The following is a 14,510-nucleotide window of genomic DNA, read 5'->3' as shown; positions in this document are numbered from 1 at the left end:
ATCGTGAGAAGTATCCAGATGAAACCAGTCTTAAAATTTCAGCCAATTTCTTTTAGTTGGGTAGCCCTTCACCCCCAGCCCAAAGGTGTTGTTCAATTTATAGGAGGGACTTTTTTTGGCAGTTTTCCTACTTTGTTTTACCGTCATTTTTTCCAAGAATTGTTTGCTGAAGGCTACACCATTATTGCTTTGCCGTTTAGGTTTAGTTTTCGACACTGGCCTATCGCTATTAGTTTATGGCAAGAACAGGAGATTCTCAGAAAAGAACTCACGCAAGCTGCGAAAAAATTGGGGTATGAATCGGATATTTATGAAGAGCGAACGAGCTATTTTTGGGTTGGTCACAGTTTGGGGTGCAAGTACATCGCTCTTTTAGAATTTTTGAGCGACAGTAATTGCCAAAATATTGCGAATCAATGCTGCTACAGAGATGAAGCTAGATCGATCCAAAATTTAAGTGAAAATCGTGGGATTGACACACCTTCAATTAAAGGTCAACCTTCTTTATTAATTGCTCCCAATATCAGCAATACCGAGAGCGCTATTCCGATTCGCTCTCTCGCAATGCTGTTGGACAAACTCGGTTGGGGCGTGCGACCTACCAGAACGGAAACTCAGTGCTTAATAGCTAGCAGTTCTCTGTTTAATTTAACTGCACTCATTTCGTTTGAGCGGGATAATATTGCAGGCTCCCTAGGTGATATTAACCAAAGCCTAGAAGTACCAAAAAACAGCGATGTACTGTGGTTTGTAGAACACTTGAAGCACAGAAAGTTTGCCGTTTTAAATCAAGAAATACCCGGCAAACATTTAGAGCCTATTGGTATTAAAATCGGAAATTATATCGTTGATTTTAATCCGTGGGATAAGTTTATTAAGCCGATTAAATTGCGAGGAATTGAGTCTGTGTCTCTTCGGTTTTTGAGTGTTTTGAAGCAGCGGTTATCTCAGGTTGATTGACTGTAATTTGCCGTTGACCCATTCTTGCTGTAATTATCAAGCGTTCGGAAAAACTTCAGTTGAAAACCTACGGCGCAGAATCTCATAGAATGGTTCGCAATATTTTGCTTGTTCCGGTGACAGACAGGCAGAAATTTCCTTGCGCAGTAAGTGAGTCATTTGGCTGACAAGTTCCCAACTCACATTTAGTTTGGGGTAAATCATGACGCACAGCGGAAACAGTTCCGTCTCTAGGGCGTGCAAATTTCCTTCCAGCAGACACACCCATGCTGTAATATCAATTCCTCTCTTAATCGTCCTGTATTCATTTCTCTGTGATCTCTCTGTGTTCTCTGTGTTCTCTGTGGTTAAATCATGCCGATGCAACCGGAAACGATATAACTTGATTGCGAACTTCCCCAATGTTTTCTATTTTTTATTAAAGTGTTTTATCTAATTATAATGAGACCAATTAAATACGGTGTAAGTATAATTACTGGTTTATTATATTTTTTTTGTTAAGTATGACTTGTGATTTGTTGCTGTTGAGATGCCAGACTTCTTAAAGAAATCTGGCATCTGGGTATGTTGTTAACTAGCTGCCAACCCCATTCATTCTTTCTTTGAGAGCATTTCGGGCTTGTTCTCGATCGTCAAAATGAACTTTTTCAGTACCCAAAATCTGATAATCTTCGTGTCCCTTACCCGCAATCAGCACGCCATCTCCGGGTTTAGCATCCATAATCGCAGTGCGAATTGCAGCAGCTCGATCGCACTGGACGATGGGATTGACGGACGGTCCAATTCCTGCTAGGATATCCTCCAAAATCCGCTGAGGAACTTCAGTGCGCGGATTGTCGGAAGTAACAACAGCTAAGTCGGCCAATTCTGCCACGATTTTACCCATTTTTGGACGCTTAGTGCGATCGCGATCGCCACCGCAACCAAACACACAAATCATCTGACCTGGAATAAACGGCCGCGAAGCCTTCAACAAGTTCTCCAAACTATCAGGAGTGTGCGCGTAATCGACAATTACACTAATATCTTGGTCGGCACTTATTTGCACCCGTTCCATCCGTCCCGGAACTCCCACAAATGCGGATAATTTGTCTACAATTGCCGACAAATCCAAACCCAACTCCAAAGCAGCACCAACAGCCGCCAACATATTTGATAAATTGAATTGACCAACTAAAGGCAAAACAAAAGCAGTTTTTCCTTTAGGAGTATGCAAGATTCCTTTAACGCCGTTGGGCTGATATTGCAAATCATCAGCATACAAATCAGCAGTTCGATCGCTAGTGCTGTAACTCCAAACTTGCTCAGAATTGAGACTTTGGATGATTCGCCTTCCATAGGCATCATCAATATTCACAACCGCCCGACCTTTGAGATAATCTGGACTAAACAAAAGCGATTTTGCATTAAAATAATCTTCCATATCGCTATGGAAATCAAGATGGTCTTGAGTCAAGTTGGTAAACACGGCAACATCAAAATTACAGCCCAAAACTCGCTGCTGTACCAAAGCATGAGAACTGACTTCCATCACCGCATATTTACATCCAGCCCTAACAGATTCTGCTAATTCTTTTTGCAAATCCACAGCAAAAGGTGTGGTGTAAAGTGCGGTTTTTTCATAGCCAGGCCAGCGAGTATAAAGCGTGCCGAAAATCGCCGCAGGTAACTGCATTTGATTCAGCAAAAATTCGATTAAATGAGTAGTTGTAGTTTTGCCATTAGTACCAGTAACACCAACCAGTTTCAATTGGCTAGCAGGACTACCGTAAAATGCCGTTGCTATTTGACCGCAAACTTGAGCCATATCCCCTGCTGGAATCACACAGGGAACCTCTTCTAGCCCCCCCTGGCTGGAGGACTGAGGGGGTATTTTTGAGCTTTCTAGCCCCCCCTGGCTGGAGGGTTGAGGGGGTATTTTCGAGCTTTCTAGCCCCCCCTGGCTGGAGGGTTGAGGGGGTATTTTCGAGCTTTCTAGCCCCCCCTTGGCAAGGGGGGGTTGGGGGGGTATTTTCGAGCTTTCTAGCCCCCCCTTGGCAAGGGGGGGTTGGGGGGGTATTTTTTGGGCGGCTGAGGTAGAAATTATGGCAGCTACAGCACCAGCTTCGATCGCACTAGGCCAAAAATCTCCTCCATCTACCCGCGTTCCCGGCATTCCCAAAAACAAATCCCCCGACTTACAAGCGTGGGAATTAGTCGATAAACCCTGGACTTCCGCATCGAGGGCCCGATGTTGCAAGTCAAAGGAAATGCTGGGAACCGCTGCTAATAATTCTCTCAATTTCATGTCAATCACTCCTCATTAAACTGTATTGAATCTATTTTGACCCATCGCTTTGTAAATATTTCTGTAACATTTGCTCCAATTGTGCGACTGTGCAGCGTGGAGAAGGACGGGGTAATTGTTCTAGGGGCGAGGATGCAACATCGGCAGAATTATTTCCGAGAGGGTGCACTTTAAACAAAACTGGCACTTCGTACTGGTAAGCTTGAAACCAGTCATCATGTTGGGTAATATCTCGCACTTCCAATTGAAACTTGAGGCTTTCAATCTGTTCCAGTTTTTCTTGCAACCCTTCGCACAAGTGGCATCCCGGTTTGCTGTACAAAATCAATCTCATCATCTACTAAAATTAGACTCGATCTTAAATTTTCCAACCGGCGATCGCAAATTGGCTAACTACACTTAGCAATCCGCCAAGCCCAGCATCATTAATGTGAGTGTACGATCGAGTCTATGTTAACATTTTTACTTACACCCTAATCTTGATTTCTGTAAACTTGACTAAAGAAAAGCAGGAAATTAGCCGACTCTATGAGGCCAATCCCAAAAACGTCAAAATTAAACTCCGATTAACTTCAAAAACATCCAAATTCATCAGCCCTAATCCCCGTTCATCAGTGATTTAAACATAAAAAATCTTACTTTTAGCAAAACATTAATCCAAACACCCCCATTTACCCTTAAAATAAAAAAGACTGACTAGCCAACAAAGCCCTATGTTTGAAGCCCTTGCCGATCGACTCGAATCCACCTGGAAAAAACTGCGCGGACAGAATAAAATCTCCGAGAGCAATATCCAAGACGCGCTCAAAGAAGTCCGCCGCGCCCTGCTGGAAGCAGATGTCAACCTCCAAGTCGTCAAAAACTTCATCGCCGAAGTAACGGCCAAAGCACAAGGAGCAGAAGTAGTCTCAGGCGTCCGTCCCGACCAACAATTCATTAAAATAGTTCACGACGAACTCGTCCGCGTCATGGGGGAAACCAACGTACCCCTCGCCATCGCCGACAGCGGGCCGACAGTAGTCCTGATGGCAGGTTTACAAGGCACGGGTAAAACCACCGCCACCGCCAAACTAGCACTACACCTGCGCAAACAAAATCGTACCGCATTGCTGGTGGCAACCGACATTTATCGACCAGCCGCGATCGACCAATTGCTCACCCTCGGCAAACAAATAGACGTACCAGTATTTGAACTAGGTACTGATACGGACCCCGTAGAAATTGCCCGCCAAGGGATCGAACACGGCAAACAACTAGGCGTTGATACAATCATCGTCGATACAGCAGGCCGCCTGCAAATCGACCAAGACATGATGGCAGAATTAGGCCGCATCAAACAAACAGTACAACCCCACGAAACACTGTTAGTTGTAGATGCCATGACAGGCCAAGAAGCAGCAAATTTAACCCGCACCTTTCACGAACAAATCGGCATTACCGGCGCAATCTTAACCAAATTAGACGGCGACAGCCGCGGCGGTGCAGCCTTATCCGTGCGCCAAATATCCGGTGCCCCGATTAAATTTGTCGGAGTCGGCGAAAAAGTGGAAGCATTGCAACCATTTTATCCCGATCGCATGGCATCAAGAATACTCGGCATGGGCGACGTCCTCACCCTAGTAGAAAGAGCCCAAGAAGAATTCGACATCGCCGATGCCGAAAAAATGCAAGAGAAAATGCTGACGGCAAAGTTTGACTTTACCGACTTTCTCAAACAAACCAGACTGCTAAAAAACATGGGTTCCCTAGGCGGCATCATGAAAATGATACCAGGGATGAACAAACTCTCCGACGAACAAATGCGACAAGGAGAAGTGCAGCTAAAACGCACCGAAGCCATGATTAATTCCATGACAGTGGAAGAACGCCGCAATCCCGAACTATTAGCAAGTTCACCATCCCGCCGCCGTCGCATCGGAAAAGGTGCAGGCTATGCAGAAAACGACGTCACCAAACTCGTCAGCGATTTCCAAAAAATGCGCACCATGATGCAGCAAATGAGTCAAGGTAACTTTACAGGTATGGGAGGATTACCGGGAATGCCCGGAATGCCAGGAATGGCCGGAATGCAGCCCGGTGCCCGTGGCTACATGGGCGGCCAACAACAGAAAAAGAAAAAGAAAAAAGATAAACCCAAAAAAGGTTTCGGACAGTTGTAATATCATTTCCGGTTACACCGTCAGGTGATGTTGACAGTTGACGGTTGACAGTGAACAGTGAACTCGAATTTACTATTCCGATGAAGAGAGGATTTGATATAACAACTAGGGGCGGGTTTCAGCAACAATAATTGCCTAAAACCGATAATCTCGTAAACCCGCCCTCAACTCAACTTCGCGTCTTCGCGGTTCTTCTAATCACTAAGAACCTTGAATAGTTTGTCTAAATTCCCGCATCGCCTGAAGGTGATTTTCAATATTAATACACCGCGCCAATAATACAATATCTAAATCGGGCAAAACCAAAGAGCGATCGACCTCTGCATATCCATCAGCCCCCAACGAATACAAACACAGTCTACCATTTTCCCAAAACCAAACTTCAGGAATTTCCAGGCGTTTGTAAGCTTCCAACTTGTCAATACCGCCGCTAGTCACCACCACTTCCACCACCAAATCTGGAAGTTCTCCCTTAGCCCCCAATTCATAAGACAAATCAGCTTCTCGCTTTACCCTTCCAGTTTCACTTTCCAGCGTCACCGAACCCGTTGGCGTAAAATCAATCCCTACATATTCCAAATACAAATCCAACAGTGTTGAAATCCGCTGTTTGGCAGTTTCATGTTTTCTTCCAGGCATACGTCTAATCTCCAATACCCCATCTAAAAATGACAATCTCACCCCTGGCCGTGAGAGTAACTGTTCAACCACCTTAAACTCTCTCCAGCTCAATTCGTCAATTAAGATAGGTTCATCGAGCTTTTCTAACTTTTCTAAAGTTGTTGTCATCCCAACTGCTCCTTACTCAATTTAATCTTCATTATATCAGCGTTCAAGTCCCGCCCTTATTAAGAGGGGTTAGGGGGGATATAGACTTCGACACAAACAAGAAATACTGTCGGTTTGACGTTAAGTTGTCACCAATCCTCTCTACTGTCCGAAAGTTGCTTTATGCTCATCCGGCACAAACTCCGTCACAACTTGGCCACCCCCACCGTCACCTTTGACAATCACAGTTTGATCTTTAAGCTGTCCCGAAGCCTTTGGTCCAGTCAAATTAAACACCGGATCTAATTGTCGGTAAACCACATTTCCTTCCGCATCAAAAGTCTGATTAGTTAAATACCAAATTACTCGATCGCTATTCAACTGAGATAGACGTTTCTGCCCTATTCCTAGCACATTTCCCGTCAAATAAAAAACTTTTTTATCTAAATCTCCCCTACCAGTATCCCCAGTCATCGTCACCTTTTCCACCCGGTGAAAAATCTTCACTGGCCCCGGAGAAACCACACTTTGTGCCGGAAAATTCCAGCTCATCAAATTGCTTTCTATTTGCAGCGGCGGATCGGATGGCATCAATTGAGCATTTTTGGTCAGCGTCGCAATCTTCGTTTTTAAGTCTACATCTGTCTGGTCAGCAAAACCGCTGTCTGTAACTTTTTTATCTTTATATCTGTCCAGTTGACTAGGTTTATCGCTGCTGACTTTTTGCTGATCCAGAAACCAGATTAAATGCTCTGTTCGCAATTGCAAAACTGGATCTTTAATATCTGCCACTACAGAGCCGAATAACTCCATTCTCCTGGCTCTAGTGAAAACTCGCGCTTCCTTGGCTGAAGCACTCACCTGTTTGTTATCTCCCGTCAGATTATTGCGAACCACTAACACATCTTCCTTGGGCCGCCACTCCAATTCATTCCCCCTGAGCACCACTCCATTTTTGAGGTCAGTAGCAACTATTTTACCTTTGAGAAATATCTGATTTCCTTCTTGAAATACCTCTCCTGTTTCTGCTTGAATATCGTAAATTTCTTTGCCGTCTTGAAACAATTTGCCCACGGGTTTCTGAACGTTCACTATCTTTTGGTCTTTGCTGTAAACAGCATCCTTCGACCTCACTTTCCAGAATAACTCGCCCTTTTCATTGGCTTGCTCTAGAATTACTTTGTTCAATATTAAAGTGCTGTTTGACTTTTCAGCAGTTTTGAGATCTTCAGCTAACTTGCTTTTTTGAGTGTCGGAAGGAGCCCCACAAGCACCAATCCCCAAAAGCAAGGCAACTAAAGTTAGTAGCACCGCTTTTGGGGATGGCAAATTGGAAGTTTTTGATGGAAAATTAATCATTTAGTAATTAATAATTAGTAATTGGTAATTGGCAATTAGTAATTTGGTAATTGGTAATTTGGTAGTTGGTAATTTGGTAATTGAAAAAAAAATCAAAAATTTCAAACTTGCTATTTTTTATCTAAACTTTTGACTTCTAATTTTGAATTATTTAACCTATTCCGCATTATCTATTTCCCATTATCTATTCCCCATTCCCTATTACCCATTTCCAACTTCCTATCTATCGTCATGTTCGTCCATCAAGCTCAAGCCAGACAAGGGGCGATAAGCGTAGTTAGGGCGCGATGTTTTTTGGATATCGTCCTTAATCATTTCCAAATCGATGTAGCGATCGGCTACATTAATTAAACTGTCGCTGGTCATCGATCGCAAACTCACCACCTCAACCCGCACGCCACGATAGCTGACAGCATCCACAGCATAGGCCAAGTCGCCATCGCCACTGACCAAAACCGCCGTGTCATAGGAACCAACCAAAGCCATCATATCCACAGCAATTTCTACATCTAAGTTCGCTTTCTTAGAACCATCGGGTAACTGCACCAAATCCTTAGAAATTACCCGGTATCCGTTGCGGCGCATCCACAGCAAAAACCCCTGTTGTTTCTCGTTAGTGCGATCGACACCAGTGTAGAAAAAAGACCGCAGCAGCCTGGAACCCGCCGTTAAACGGCACAGGAGCTTGGTATAATCAATCTCAATCCCTAATTGTAAAGCAGCATAAAACAGGTTAGAGCCATCAATAAAGATTGCCACTCGTCCCCGATTTTCTAAAACTTGTTCTGGCGTAAAAAGATCGTTGCTTTCTATTCTATTCAACATGATTGTTATGCCTCAATTTTTTATGAAAGATTAGGTAATGAAATAAGTGCTAATTTGCGATCGGTCATCGCACCCCGATCGCCTAATGTCAACTAAGAAGGTACTTTTTCCAGCAGTTCTAGTCGCTTAAAAACAGGCTGAGCTTCTCCGAGAGCTTGGTTTGCTGGTAAAGCACCCCATACCGAGTGAGTTGCAAATGTTGCTAAACTGTTAACTGCTACCTTATCGTTAAAGTCAATTGAAAAACCGAGCTGCTGATAAATCGCACTGCTGATGTTGGGTATTATCGGGGATAAAAGGTAAGATGCCAGTCTAACAGATTCCAGAACCGAATATAGCACTTGTTGGAGAGATTCTAAATGTCCTTGTTTATACAAACTCCAAGGTGCTTGTACGTCAATAAACTTATTTCCAGCTCTAACCAAAGCCAGTACGGCTTCGCAAGCTTTGCTAAAAGCTAAGTCTTCGTAAAAACCAGCGACTTCTTCGCCCAAATTCAGGCTCATACCCTTGAGAAGGTTGTCACTGGAAATGTTTTCGCCCAATACATTAGGAACACAACCACCGCAATATTTACGGGCCATGTTTAAAGTACGGTTAAGCAAATTTCCCAAATCATTTGCTAACTCAGCATTTAATGTATTGATAAACCGAGTTTCATTAAAATCGCCGTCCTGTCCGAACTCAATTTCTTTTAAGAAATAGTAGCGAGCCGCATCAGCACCGTATTTATTGACCAATTCCACAGGGTCTAAAGTATTACCCTCAGTTTTACCCATTTTTTTGCCGTCTTTGGTCAAAAAGCCGTGGGCAAAAACACGGCCTGGCATCGGCAAACCAGCAGACATCAGCATTGCCGGCCAATAAACTGCGTGGAAACGGAGAATATCTTTGCCGATTAAGTGGAGGTCAACTGGCCACCATTTAGATAAAGCATTCTCTAAAGTAGGGTCGCTGTCAGCATCCACCAGGGCGGTGATATATCCTACCAAAGCATCAAACCAGACATAGATGGTGTGACTAGGGTCAACTGGCACCGGCAAACCCCATGCCACATTCACTCTAGAAATTGAAAAGTCTTGCAGTCCAGAGTTGACAAAGCTTAGAACTTCGTTGCGCCGACTTTCCGGCGCGATAAAATCGGGACGTTCAACATAGAGGGCTAAAAGTTGATCTTGATAGCGCGACAGGCGGAAAAAGTAGTTTTCCTCATCGCGCCACTCAACTTCTTTGCTGGTGTGGACAGAACACCGGTGCCCCGGTAACAAGTCCCTTTCCTCTTTAAATTCTTCGCAGGAAACGCAGTACCAGCCTTGTTGCTGATTCAAGTAGATGTCGCCGGAGTTCCAAACCCGCTGGAAAAATTCTTTGACAATATACTCGTGCCGCCTGGCTGTAGTGCGGATAAAGCGATCGTACTGGATGTTGAATTTTTCCCAAAGCCCCTCAAAGCCCGGAACAACTAGATCGCAGTGAGCCTGGGGCGATCGCCCCAAACTCTCGGCTGTGCGTTGAATTTTCTGCCCGTGCTCGTCTGTCCCTGTCACTAGCAAAACAGATTTACCCCGCAGCCGCTCAAATCTGGCTACAGCATCAGCAGCCATAGTCGTATAAGCGCTGCCAAGGTGAGGTAAATCGTTTACATAGTACAGAGGGGTTGTTATCGCAAAGGTATTTTTACTTTTATCGATCGATTTCATTTAATCCTAAAAAAAATTACCATTATCTCGCCTTCGATCTTAACTTAAGAGTTGAACCTTAGCTGGAGTGGCAATTTTGCTAAATTTGCTGGAAGCTATTTGCAATTTGCCAACCGTGGTTATTCCCAACAGACAAAGGGGTTTAATAACCACATTAATCTTTTTTACATATTTTTGACCAACTCTAAAAAATGTCTTAATATTTTGACTTTTCTTTTGAAAATAGCCTAGGCCCTGAAAGTGGGGCAGTGGCACAGAGGAATAGTGGCAGACCCGCAGAGTGCCAGATGACTAATGACTACTGACTTTAGTTTGATGACATCCGCCGCTGAACTTCCAAATCTGAATCCAAAATATGCTATAATCTACGCAAAAAAAACCCCAAGCTAGTTAAACTTGGGGGTATCAAATCAGGGTGCATCTATGAATCTACTATGCGGCATCTCTGGATTGGCTTCAGGAAAATTAGCTCGATTTCCGCCAATGGCTTCCGACAAATAATCTGCGGCTGCTTCAACAACTGCGATCGCATTTTCGTAAACCATCCGCGTCGGTCCCAAAACCCCAACACTGCCCACAGGTAAAGAACCCCGCCGATAAGTGGAAGAAATCAGAGTACAACCGCGAATTGGTTCTAGGGAGTTTTCCGAGCCAATTCTGACTGTCACCCGTCTACCGGGGGTTTCCAATTCCGCTGGAGATTCAAATATCAAGGGCCAAAGCAGTTCCTGTTCTTGTTCGAGGAGTTGAACGAGGGTTTGAACTTGCTGCAACTGGGAGAACTCCGGCAAACGTAATGCTTCTGCCAAACCGCCGATCAAAATCCGCGTGTAGGTGGGAGTCTCGGCCCGACGGCTCAAGGCCGCGAGCATAGTTCCCATCAACTCAGCGTACAGTTCAAAGTCCTGGTTTAATTCGCTAAGCGCGATCGTACTGAGTTCCGAGAACGAGCGCCCGCGCAATTTAGAGTTCAAAAAATTGGATAAAATCTGTAATTCGCGATCGACTATTTCTACATCCTGCTTTTTATCTTCTGTATCTTGAGGTAACTGCACCAACACTGACTGGGTTTCGTAGGCATCTGTCACCACTATCAGCATCACCTTTCCGGGTTCTAGCTGCACCAGTTGCAAGTGTCGCAAGCAAGCGATATTGGTTTGGGGTATGGTGATCAGGGCAATGTAACCGCTAATAGTCGCCAGAATTTGAGCGGCACCTCGAAGTACCGCCGAGCGACGACCATCAGACCAATTGAGCTGGTCGAGTACCTGTTCCACCTTACCGGCGAGTTTCTCTGAAGGCTGAATCAGTCGATCGACATAAAGTCTGTAGCCAGAGTCAGAGGGGACACGTCCTGCAGAAGTGTGAGGTTGATAGAGGAGTCCTGCTTTTTCGAGAGTTCCCATCGCATTGCGAATTGTAGCTGGGCTGACAGTGAGTTTGTACTCATCAACCAAAGCTTTTGAGCCAACGGGTTCGGCTGTAGCAATATAGTGGCGAACCGTTGCCCACAGGATGTGTTGTTGCCGATCGGTGAGGTTGACGCGCACAGATATTTAAGCTGAATTTGAATTCAAACAATTTGCCACTATTCAGTTATAGCAGAAGAAACCAGTGAGTTGTGATTTGTTATGGGTGATTGGTTATTTGTGATTCCTTGGCGATCGTAGCAAGGCCCGATGCCCATTGCCCTTTAATCGTGCTCGTGGAGGATTTGGGTCAGGTAATTAGCCACTGCATCCGGCTGTTCCAGCATTGCCAAATGACCACAATCTGGAATCTGAAGCACATTTTCGCCACAACCTTGGAACAGCCAGTGAAAGCTGGCCAAATGCAGCACGTATTTTGGTTCCATAATTTTGTCTTTAGTGCCGGCAATAAAATAAACAGGCTGTTTGAGTTGGGACACAATTTTTGGCAAGCGGTGAATTTCCGCCTCGGTTGTGGAATCCAGCAAAGCCCCAGTAGCCGCTTCTGGGCGAGCCGCCACAAAATCTATCAACCGCTGCCTTCCCCAGGCACAACCGATGGAGTGGGCCACAGAATCACGGGCAAACACGAAATCTAGTAAGGGCAAGTAAGACAACCAGAGGGGGCGCAGTTTGACTAGCTGCTTGCCCACGGCTCGAAACCGCTCGAATTCTTCCTTAAGATAGATGCCGCCACCGGCATTAACGCATAGGACACCTTTAACTCGATCGGACAATTGGCTAGCTCCCCACAGGGCGATGGTACCCCCCAGAGAATGTCCCACCAGCCAAGCACTGGAAATATTGAGTTTTTCTAATAAAATTTCCAAATCACGAGCATAAGCAGCAGGAGTGTAGGAGGAATTCCCAGGTTGGGAAATCCCGTGAGTGTCATCGTAGGCAATGGAATCGCCAAACCCGCGCAAATCGTAAGTTAGACATTGATAATTGTCTGCCAAACGTGCGATCGTCGCTTGCCAGTAGTGACGGCTCAACAGCCAGCCGTGGACAAAAACTAAAACGTGGGGAGTTGTTCTCGGTGCCGTCAAATCGTAGGCGTGCCGAACCCCTAGGATGTCAATGATTGCCATAGTCCTATCCTAATTCAAGAAGGGTTCGGAGACAGCGGATTTTTGTCAACCACCCACACCTGTCTAAAATCGATCGCCGAGCAACCTTTGGCGCACCCCCTCAGCAATTTTCTGCCCCAAATACTCAGGAATTAAACTTTCATTAGGGCCCAACAAATAGAGAATTAAGCGAGTCCGCCCCCGCCAAACCAGTAAATTAGCATTCACCACCAACAAATCCTCTTGCCAAATGGCATACATAACTTTGTAAAAAAGTCCAGGCTGGTTGTCTGCTTCAATCAGCAAAGCTGGCAAGTGGAACACTGGATCGACGTAGAATTCCGTTGCCACGTCCTCTAAACCCGCGTCTAGATTAAATTCCACCGCCAACATCTCTTCTACTTCAAAATGTCCAGCCAAGGCCTCTCTAACCGCCCTACAGACGTTTTCTGCGGTTTTATCTGCCAGTACCTTGCCTCCGCGAGATACTACCAATTTGATAAATACCAACATCGGCGGGTAAATTTGACCGTATAGACTCAGACTGTGAATCGTTAGTCCATAGGCGGCCAGGACTCCAAAAATATCACTCAACAAAAAAGACTGGTTGCGATAAGCAAAATGCAGGGCACTTTTGTTACCTTCCGGTCTGACTTCGATGACTGCTTGTCTAGTTTTATACAGTTGATAAGCTAATTTGAGGTTTTGCAGTTGAATTTCACTGCTGACAAATTGCTCGTAAAACTGCGGAAACGCTCGGTTAAAGCGCTTGAGCAGTTCTAGTGTAGATGGTTTTAAACCCGAAGCCATAATTGAGGGGAAGGTGCGGGAGATATACTAGGTTCCGATCGCCATGCACAGGAACGATGCGAAGAGGTTTAAAGTCTCCACGGATGAATTTGTACCCAACTTGATCAGCATCAGAATAGTGGAGACTCAATGTGGGACGACAAATCCGTCTTTTCGGCGTAAGATGAGTGTACCGTAAACTGTTGCTGAAAAGATTACCCGCAATTCATCCCATCCCGATCGGAGTGGGTCTATCTTTCGGGCTCTCTGTAACGTCGTCCAACTTCTACTACCTTAACCGCGCCTGCATGGGTTTTTGGAAAAACTTATTTAGTAGTTCTGAGTCTGCCTCTGTACCCCAAACAGCAGAATTTGAGGAAGATGTGACTGTTGGGTCTGGCGATCCGCTGTCCCCAACTTTTCGCAAGCCCAACTCCCTCGGCAACGCTCGCATCTTTTTTAGTTGCGATCGGGATATTGACCTCTACGAACTCGAAGAACTTTGTAATGCAGTTGGTTGGTCCCGCCGTCCCCTGCGAAAAGTCAAAAAAGCTATTGTACACAGCTTCTTAGTCGTCTCTATGTGGGAGATCCGGGGCACCCAGCGACGGCTGGTAGGTTTCGCCAGAGCGACTTCAGACCATGCTTTTAATGCCACGCTATGGGATGTGGTAGTTCATCCTGATTACCAAGGTAAGGGTATGGGCAAGGCACTGATGAAATACATCATTAAAAAACTCCGTAGTGAAGACATCAGCAACATTACCTTATTTGCTGACCCTCAAGTTGTGGATTTTTACCGAAATTTGGGCTTTATGTCAGATCCAGAGGGGATTAAAGGTATGTTCTGGTATCCAGATTAGTCGATCGGTCTATGTCAGCGTTGATTTTTGGCGGCCTTGCCCGATTGACGCTGGCATCACCCTTGGAAGTACATTTCGAGCTCAAATGAAAAAATAGCTTGACAAGTTCCTGGTTTTATGTGTTAATGGTCATGGGGTGGATAACTACCACACCGGGATGTAGCGCAGTTTGGTAGCGCGCCTGCTTTGGGAGCAGGATGTCGCAGGTTCAAATCCTGTCATCCCGATTTAACTTAATCCTTACATCTTTTCCCGCTGCTC

Annotated in this window: 12 protein-coding genes and 1 tRNA gene; 4 read left to right on the top strand and 9 right to left on the bottom strand. The window is 45.2% G+C overall.

The features are described from left to right. Window positions 1-18 precede the first annotated feature (18 nt). Complete coding sequence (locus tag AAFP14_RS03190) at window positions 19-960, top strand: DUF1350 family protein (protein WP_341730858.1); 942 nt, start codon at window positions 19-21, stop codon at window positions 958-960. Window positions 961-1,534: 574 nt separating this feature from the next. Here AAFP14_RS03190 and AAFP14_RS03185 read toward each other — a convergent pair. Further along, entirely contained in the window at window positions 1,535-3,247 is a 1,713-nt protein-coding gene (locus tag AAFP14_RS03185) for a UDP-N-acetylmuramoyl-L-alanyl-D-glutamate--2,6-diaminopimelate ligase (protein ID WP_341730857.1), read from the bottom strand. A gap of 31 nt (window positions 3,248-3,278) precedes the next feature. Then, a complete protein-coding gene (locus tag AAFP14_RS03180; protein WP_341731078.1) occupies window positions 3,279-3,581 on the bottom strand; it encodes a glutaredoxin family protein in 303 nt (100 codons plus the stop codon). A gap of 379 nt (window positions 3,582-3,960) precedes the next feature. Here AAFP14_RS03180 and ffh point away from each other — a divergent pair, with 379 nt between their 5' ends. Continuing rightward, the gene (gene ffh / locus AAFP14_RS03175) at window positions 3,961-5,406 is read left to right on the top strand and encodes a signal recognition particle protein (protein WP_340525969.1); all 1,446 of its coding nucleotides are present in this window, start codon (window positions 3,961-3,963) and stop codon (window positions 5,404-5,406) included. Between the two features lie 201 nt (window positions 5,407-5,607). On the opposite strand, the gene AAFP14_RS03170 is transcribed toward ffh, so the two are convergent. From AAFP14_RS03170 to AAFP14_RS03140, 7 genes are all read right to left on the bottom strand, one after another. Continuing rightward, the gene (locus AAFP14_RS03170) at window positions 5,608-6,195 is read right to left on the bottom strand and encodes a Uma2 family endonuclease (protein ID WP_341730856.1); all 588 of its coding nucleotides are present in this window, start codon (window positions 6,193-6,195) and stop codon (window positions 5,608-5,610) included. Between the two features lie 141 nt (window positions 6,196-6,336). Continuing rightward, entirely contained in the window at window positions 6,337-7,533 is a 1,197-nt protein-coding gene (gene lptC / locus AAFP14_RS03165; RefSeq protein WP_341730855.1) for an LPS export ABC transporter periplasmic protein LptC, read from the bottom strand. A 219-nt stretch (window positions 7,534-7,752) separates the two neighbouring features. After that, on the bottom strand, window positions 7,753-8,358 hold the full coding sequence (locus AAFP14_RS03160; RefSeq protein ID WP_096831201.1) for a LabA-like NYN domain-containing protein: 606 nt from the start codon (window positions 8,356-8,358) through the stop codon (window positions 7,753-7,755). A gap of 92 nt (window positions 8,359-8,450) precedes the next feature. Beyond that, complete coding sequence (gene metG / locus AAFP14_RS03155) at window positions 8,451-10,058, bottom strand: methionine--tRNA ligase (RefSeq protein ID WP_341730854.1); 1,608 nt, start codon at window positions 10,056-10,058, stop codon at window positions 8,451-8,453. A gap of 410 nt (window positions 10,059-10,468) precedes the next feature. Then, on the bottom strand, window positions 10,469-11,614 hold the full coding sequence (hrcA, locus tag AAFP14_RS03150) for a heat-inducible transcriptional repressor HrcA (RefSeq protein ID WP_472851023.1): 1,146 nt from the start codon (window positions 11,612-11,614) through the stop codon (window positions 10,469-10,471). A 137-nt stretch (window positions 11,615-11,751) separates the two neighbouring features. Then, the gene (locus AAFP14_RS03145; protein WP_341730852.1) at window positions 11,752-12,618 is read right to left on the bottom strand and encodes an alpha/beta fold hydrolase; all 867 of its coding nucleotides are present in this window, start codon (window positions 12,616-12,618) and stop codon (window positions 11,752-11,754) included. 63 nt (window positions 12,619-12,681) lie between these two features. After that, window positions 12,682-13,407 (bottom strand): hypothetical protein, encoded by a 726-nt coding sequence (locus AAFP14_RS03140; protein ID WP_236505957.1) that lies wholly within the window; start codon window positions 13,405-13,407, stop codon window positions 12,682-12,684. A gap of 287 nt (window positions 13,408-13,694) precedes the next feature. Between AAFP14_RS03140 and AAFP14_RS03135 the strand changes: the two genes are divergently transcribed. Both AAFP14_RS03135 and AAFP14_RS03130 read left to right on the top strand, forming a co-directional pair. Next, the gene (locus AAFP14_RS03135) at window positions 13,695-14,249 is read left to right on the top strand and encodes a GNAT family N-acetyltransferase (protein WP_340517608.1); all 555 of its coding nucleotides are present in this window, start codon (window positions 13,695-13,697) and stop codon (window positions 14,247-14,249) included. Between the two features lie 153 nt (window positions 14,250-14,402). Further along, window positions 14,403-14,476: transfer RNA gene (locus AAFP14_RS03130), tRNA-Pro, on the top strand. The last annotated feature ends 34 nt before the right edge of the window (window positions 14,477-14,510 follow it).

The organism is Microcoleus sp. EPA2 (assembly GCA_020882975.1).
GTDB lineage: Bacteria > Cyanobacteriota > Cyanobacteriia > Cyanobacteriales > Microcoleaceae > Microcoleus.
The sequence above is the reverse complement of the archived record's forward strand: the minus strand, read 5'-3'. Positions and strand labels throughout refer to the sequence as shown.

What these genes read in the sequence shown, in the direction of transcription:
- AAFP14_RS03135 (WP_340517608.1), top strand. Translation starts at nt 13,695, where the DNA reads ATGGGTTTTTGGAAAAACTTATTTAGTAGTTCTGAGTCTGCCTCTGTA.
- AAFP14_RS03160 (WP_096831201.1), bottom strand. Translation starts at nt 8,358, where the DNA reads ATGTTGAATAGAATAGAAAGCAACGATCTTTTTACGCCAGAACAAGTT.
- ffh (WP_340525969.1), top strand. Translation starts at nt 3,961, where the DNA reads ATGTTTGAAGCCCTTGCCGATCGACTCGAATCCACCTGGAAAAAACTG.
- metG (WP_341730854.1), bottom strand. Translation starts at nt 10,058, where the DNA reads ATGAAATCGATCGATAAAAGTAAAAATACCTTTGCGATAACAACCCCT.
- AAFP14_RS03185 (WP_341730857.1), bottom strand. Translation starts at nt 3,247, where the DNA reads ATGAAATTGAGAGAATTATTAGCAGCGGTTCCCAGCATTTCCTTTGAC.
- AAFP14_RS03145 (WP_341730852.1), bottom strand. Translation starts at nt 12,618, where the DNA reads ATGGCAATCATTGACATCCTAGGGGTTCGGCACGCCTACGATTTGACG.
- AAFP14_RS03170 (WP_341730856.1), bottom strand. Translation starts at nt 6,195, where the DNA reads ATGACAACAACTTTAGAAAAGTTAGAAAAGCTCGATGAACCTATCTTA.
- AAFP14_RS03180 (WP_341731078.1), bottom strand. Translation starts at nt 3,581, where the DNA reads ATGAGATTGATTTTGTACAGCAAACCGGGATGCCACTTGTGCGAAGGG.
- lptC (WP_341730855.1), bottom strand. Translation starts at nt 7,533, where the DNA reads ATGATTAATTTTCCATCAAAAACTTCCAATTTGCCATCCCCAAAAGCG.
- AAFP14_RS03140 (WP_236505957.1), bottom strand. Translation starts at nt 13,407, where the DNA reads ATGGCTTCGGGTTTAAAACCATCTACACTAGAACTGCTCAAGCGCTTT.
- AAFP14_RS03190 (WP_341730858.1), top strand. Translation starts at nt 19, where the DNA reads ATGAAACCAGTCTTAAAATTTCAGCCAATTTCTTTTAGTTGGGTAGCC.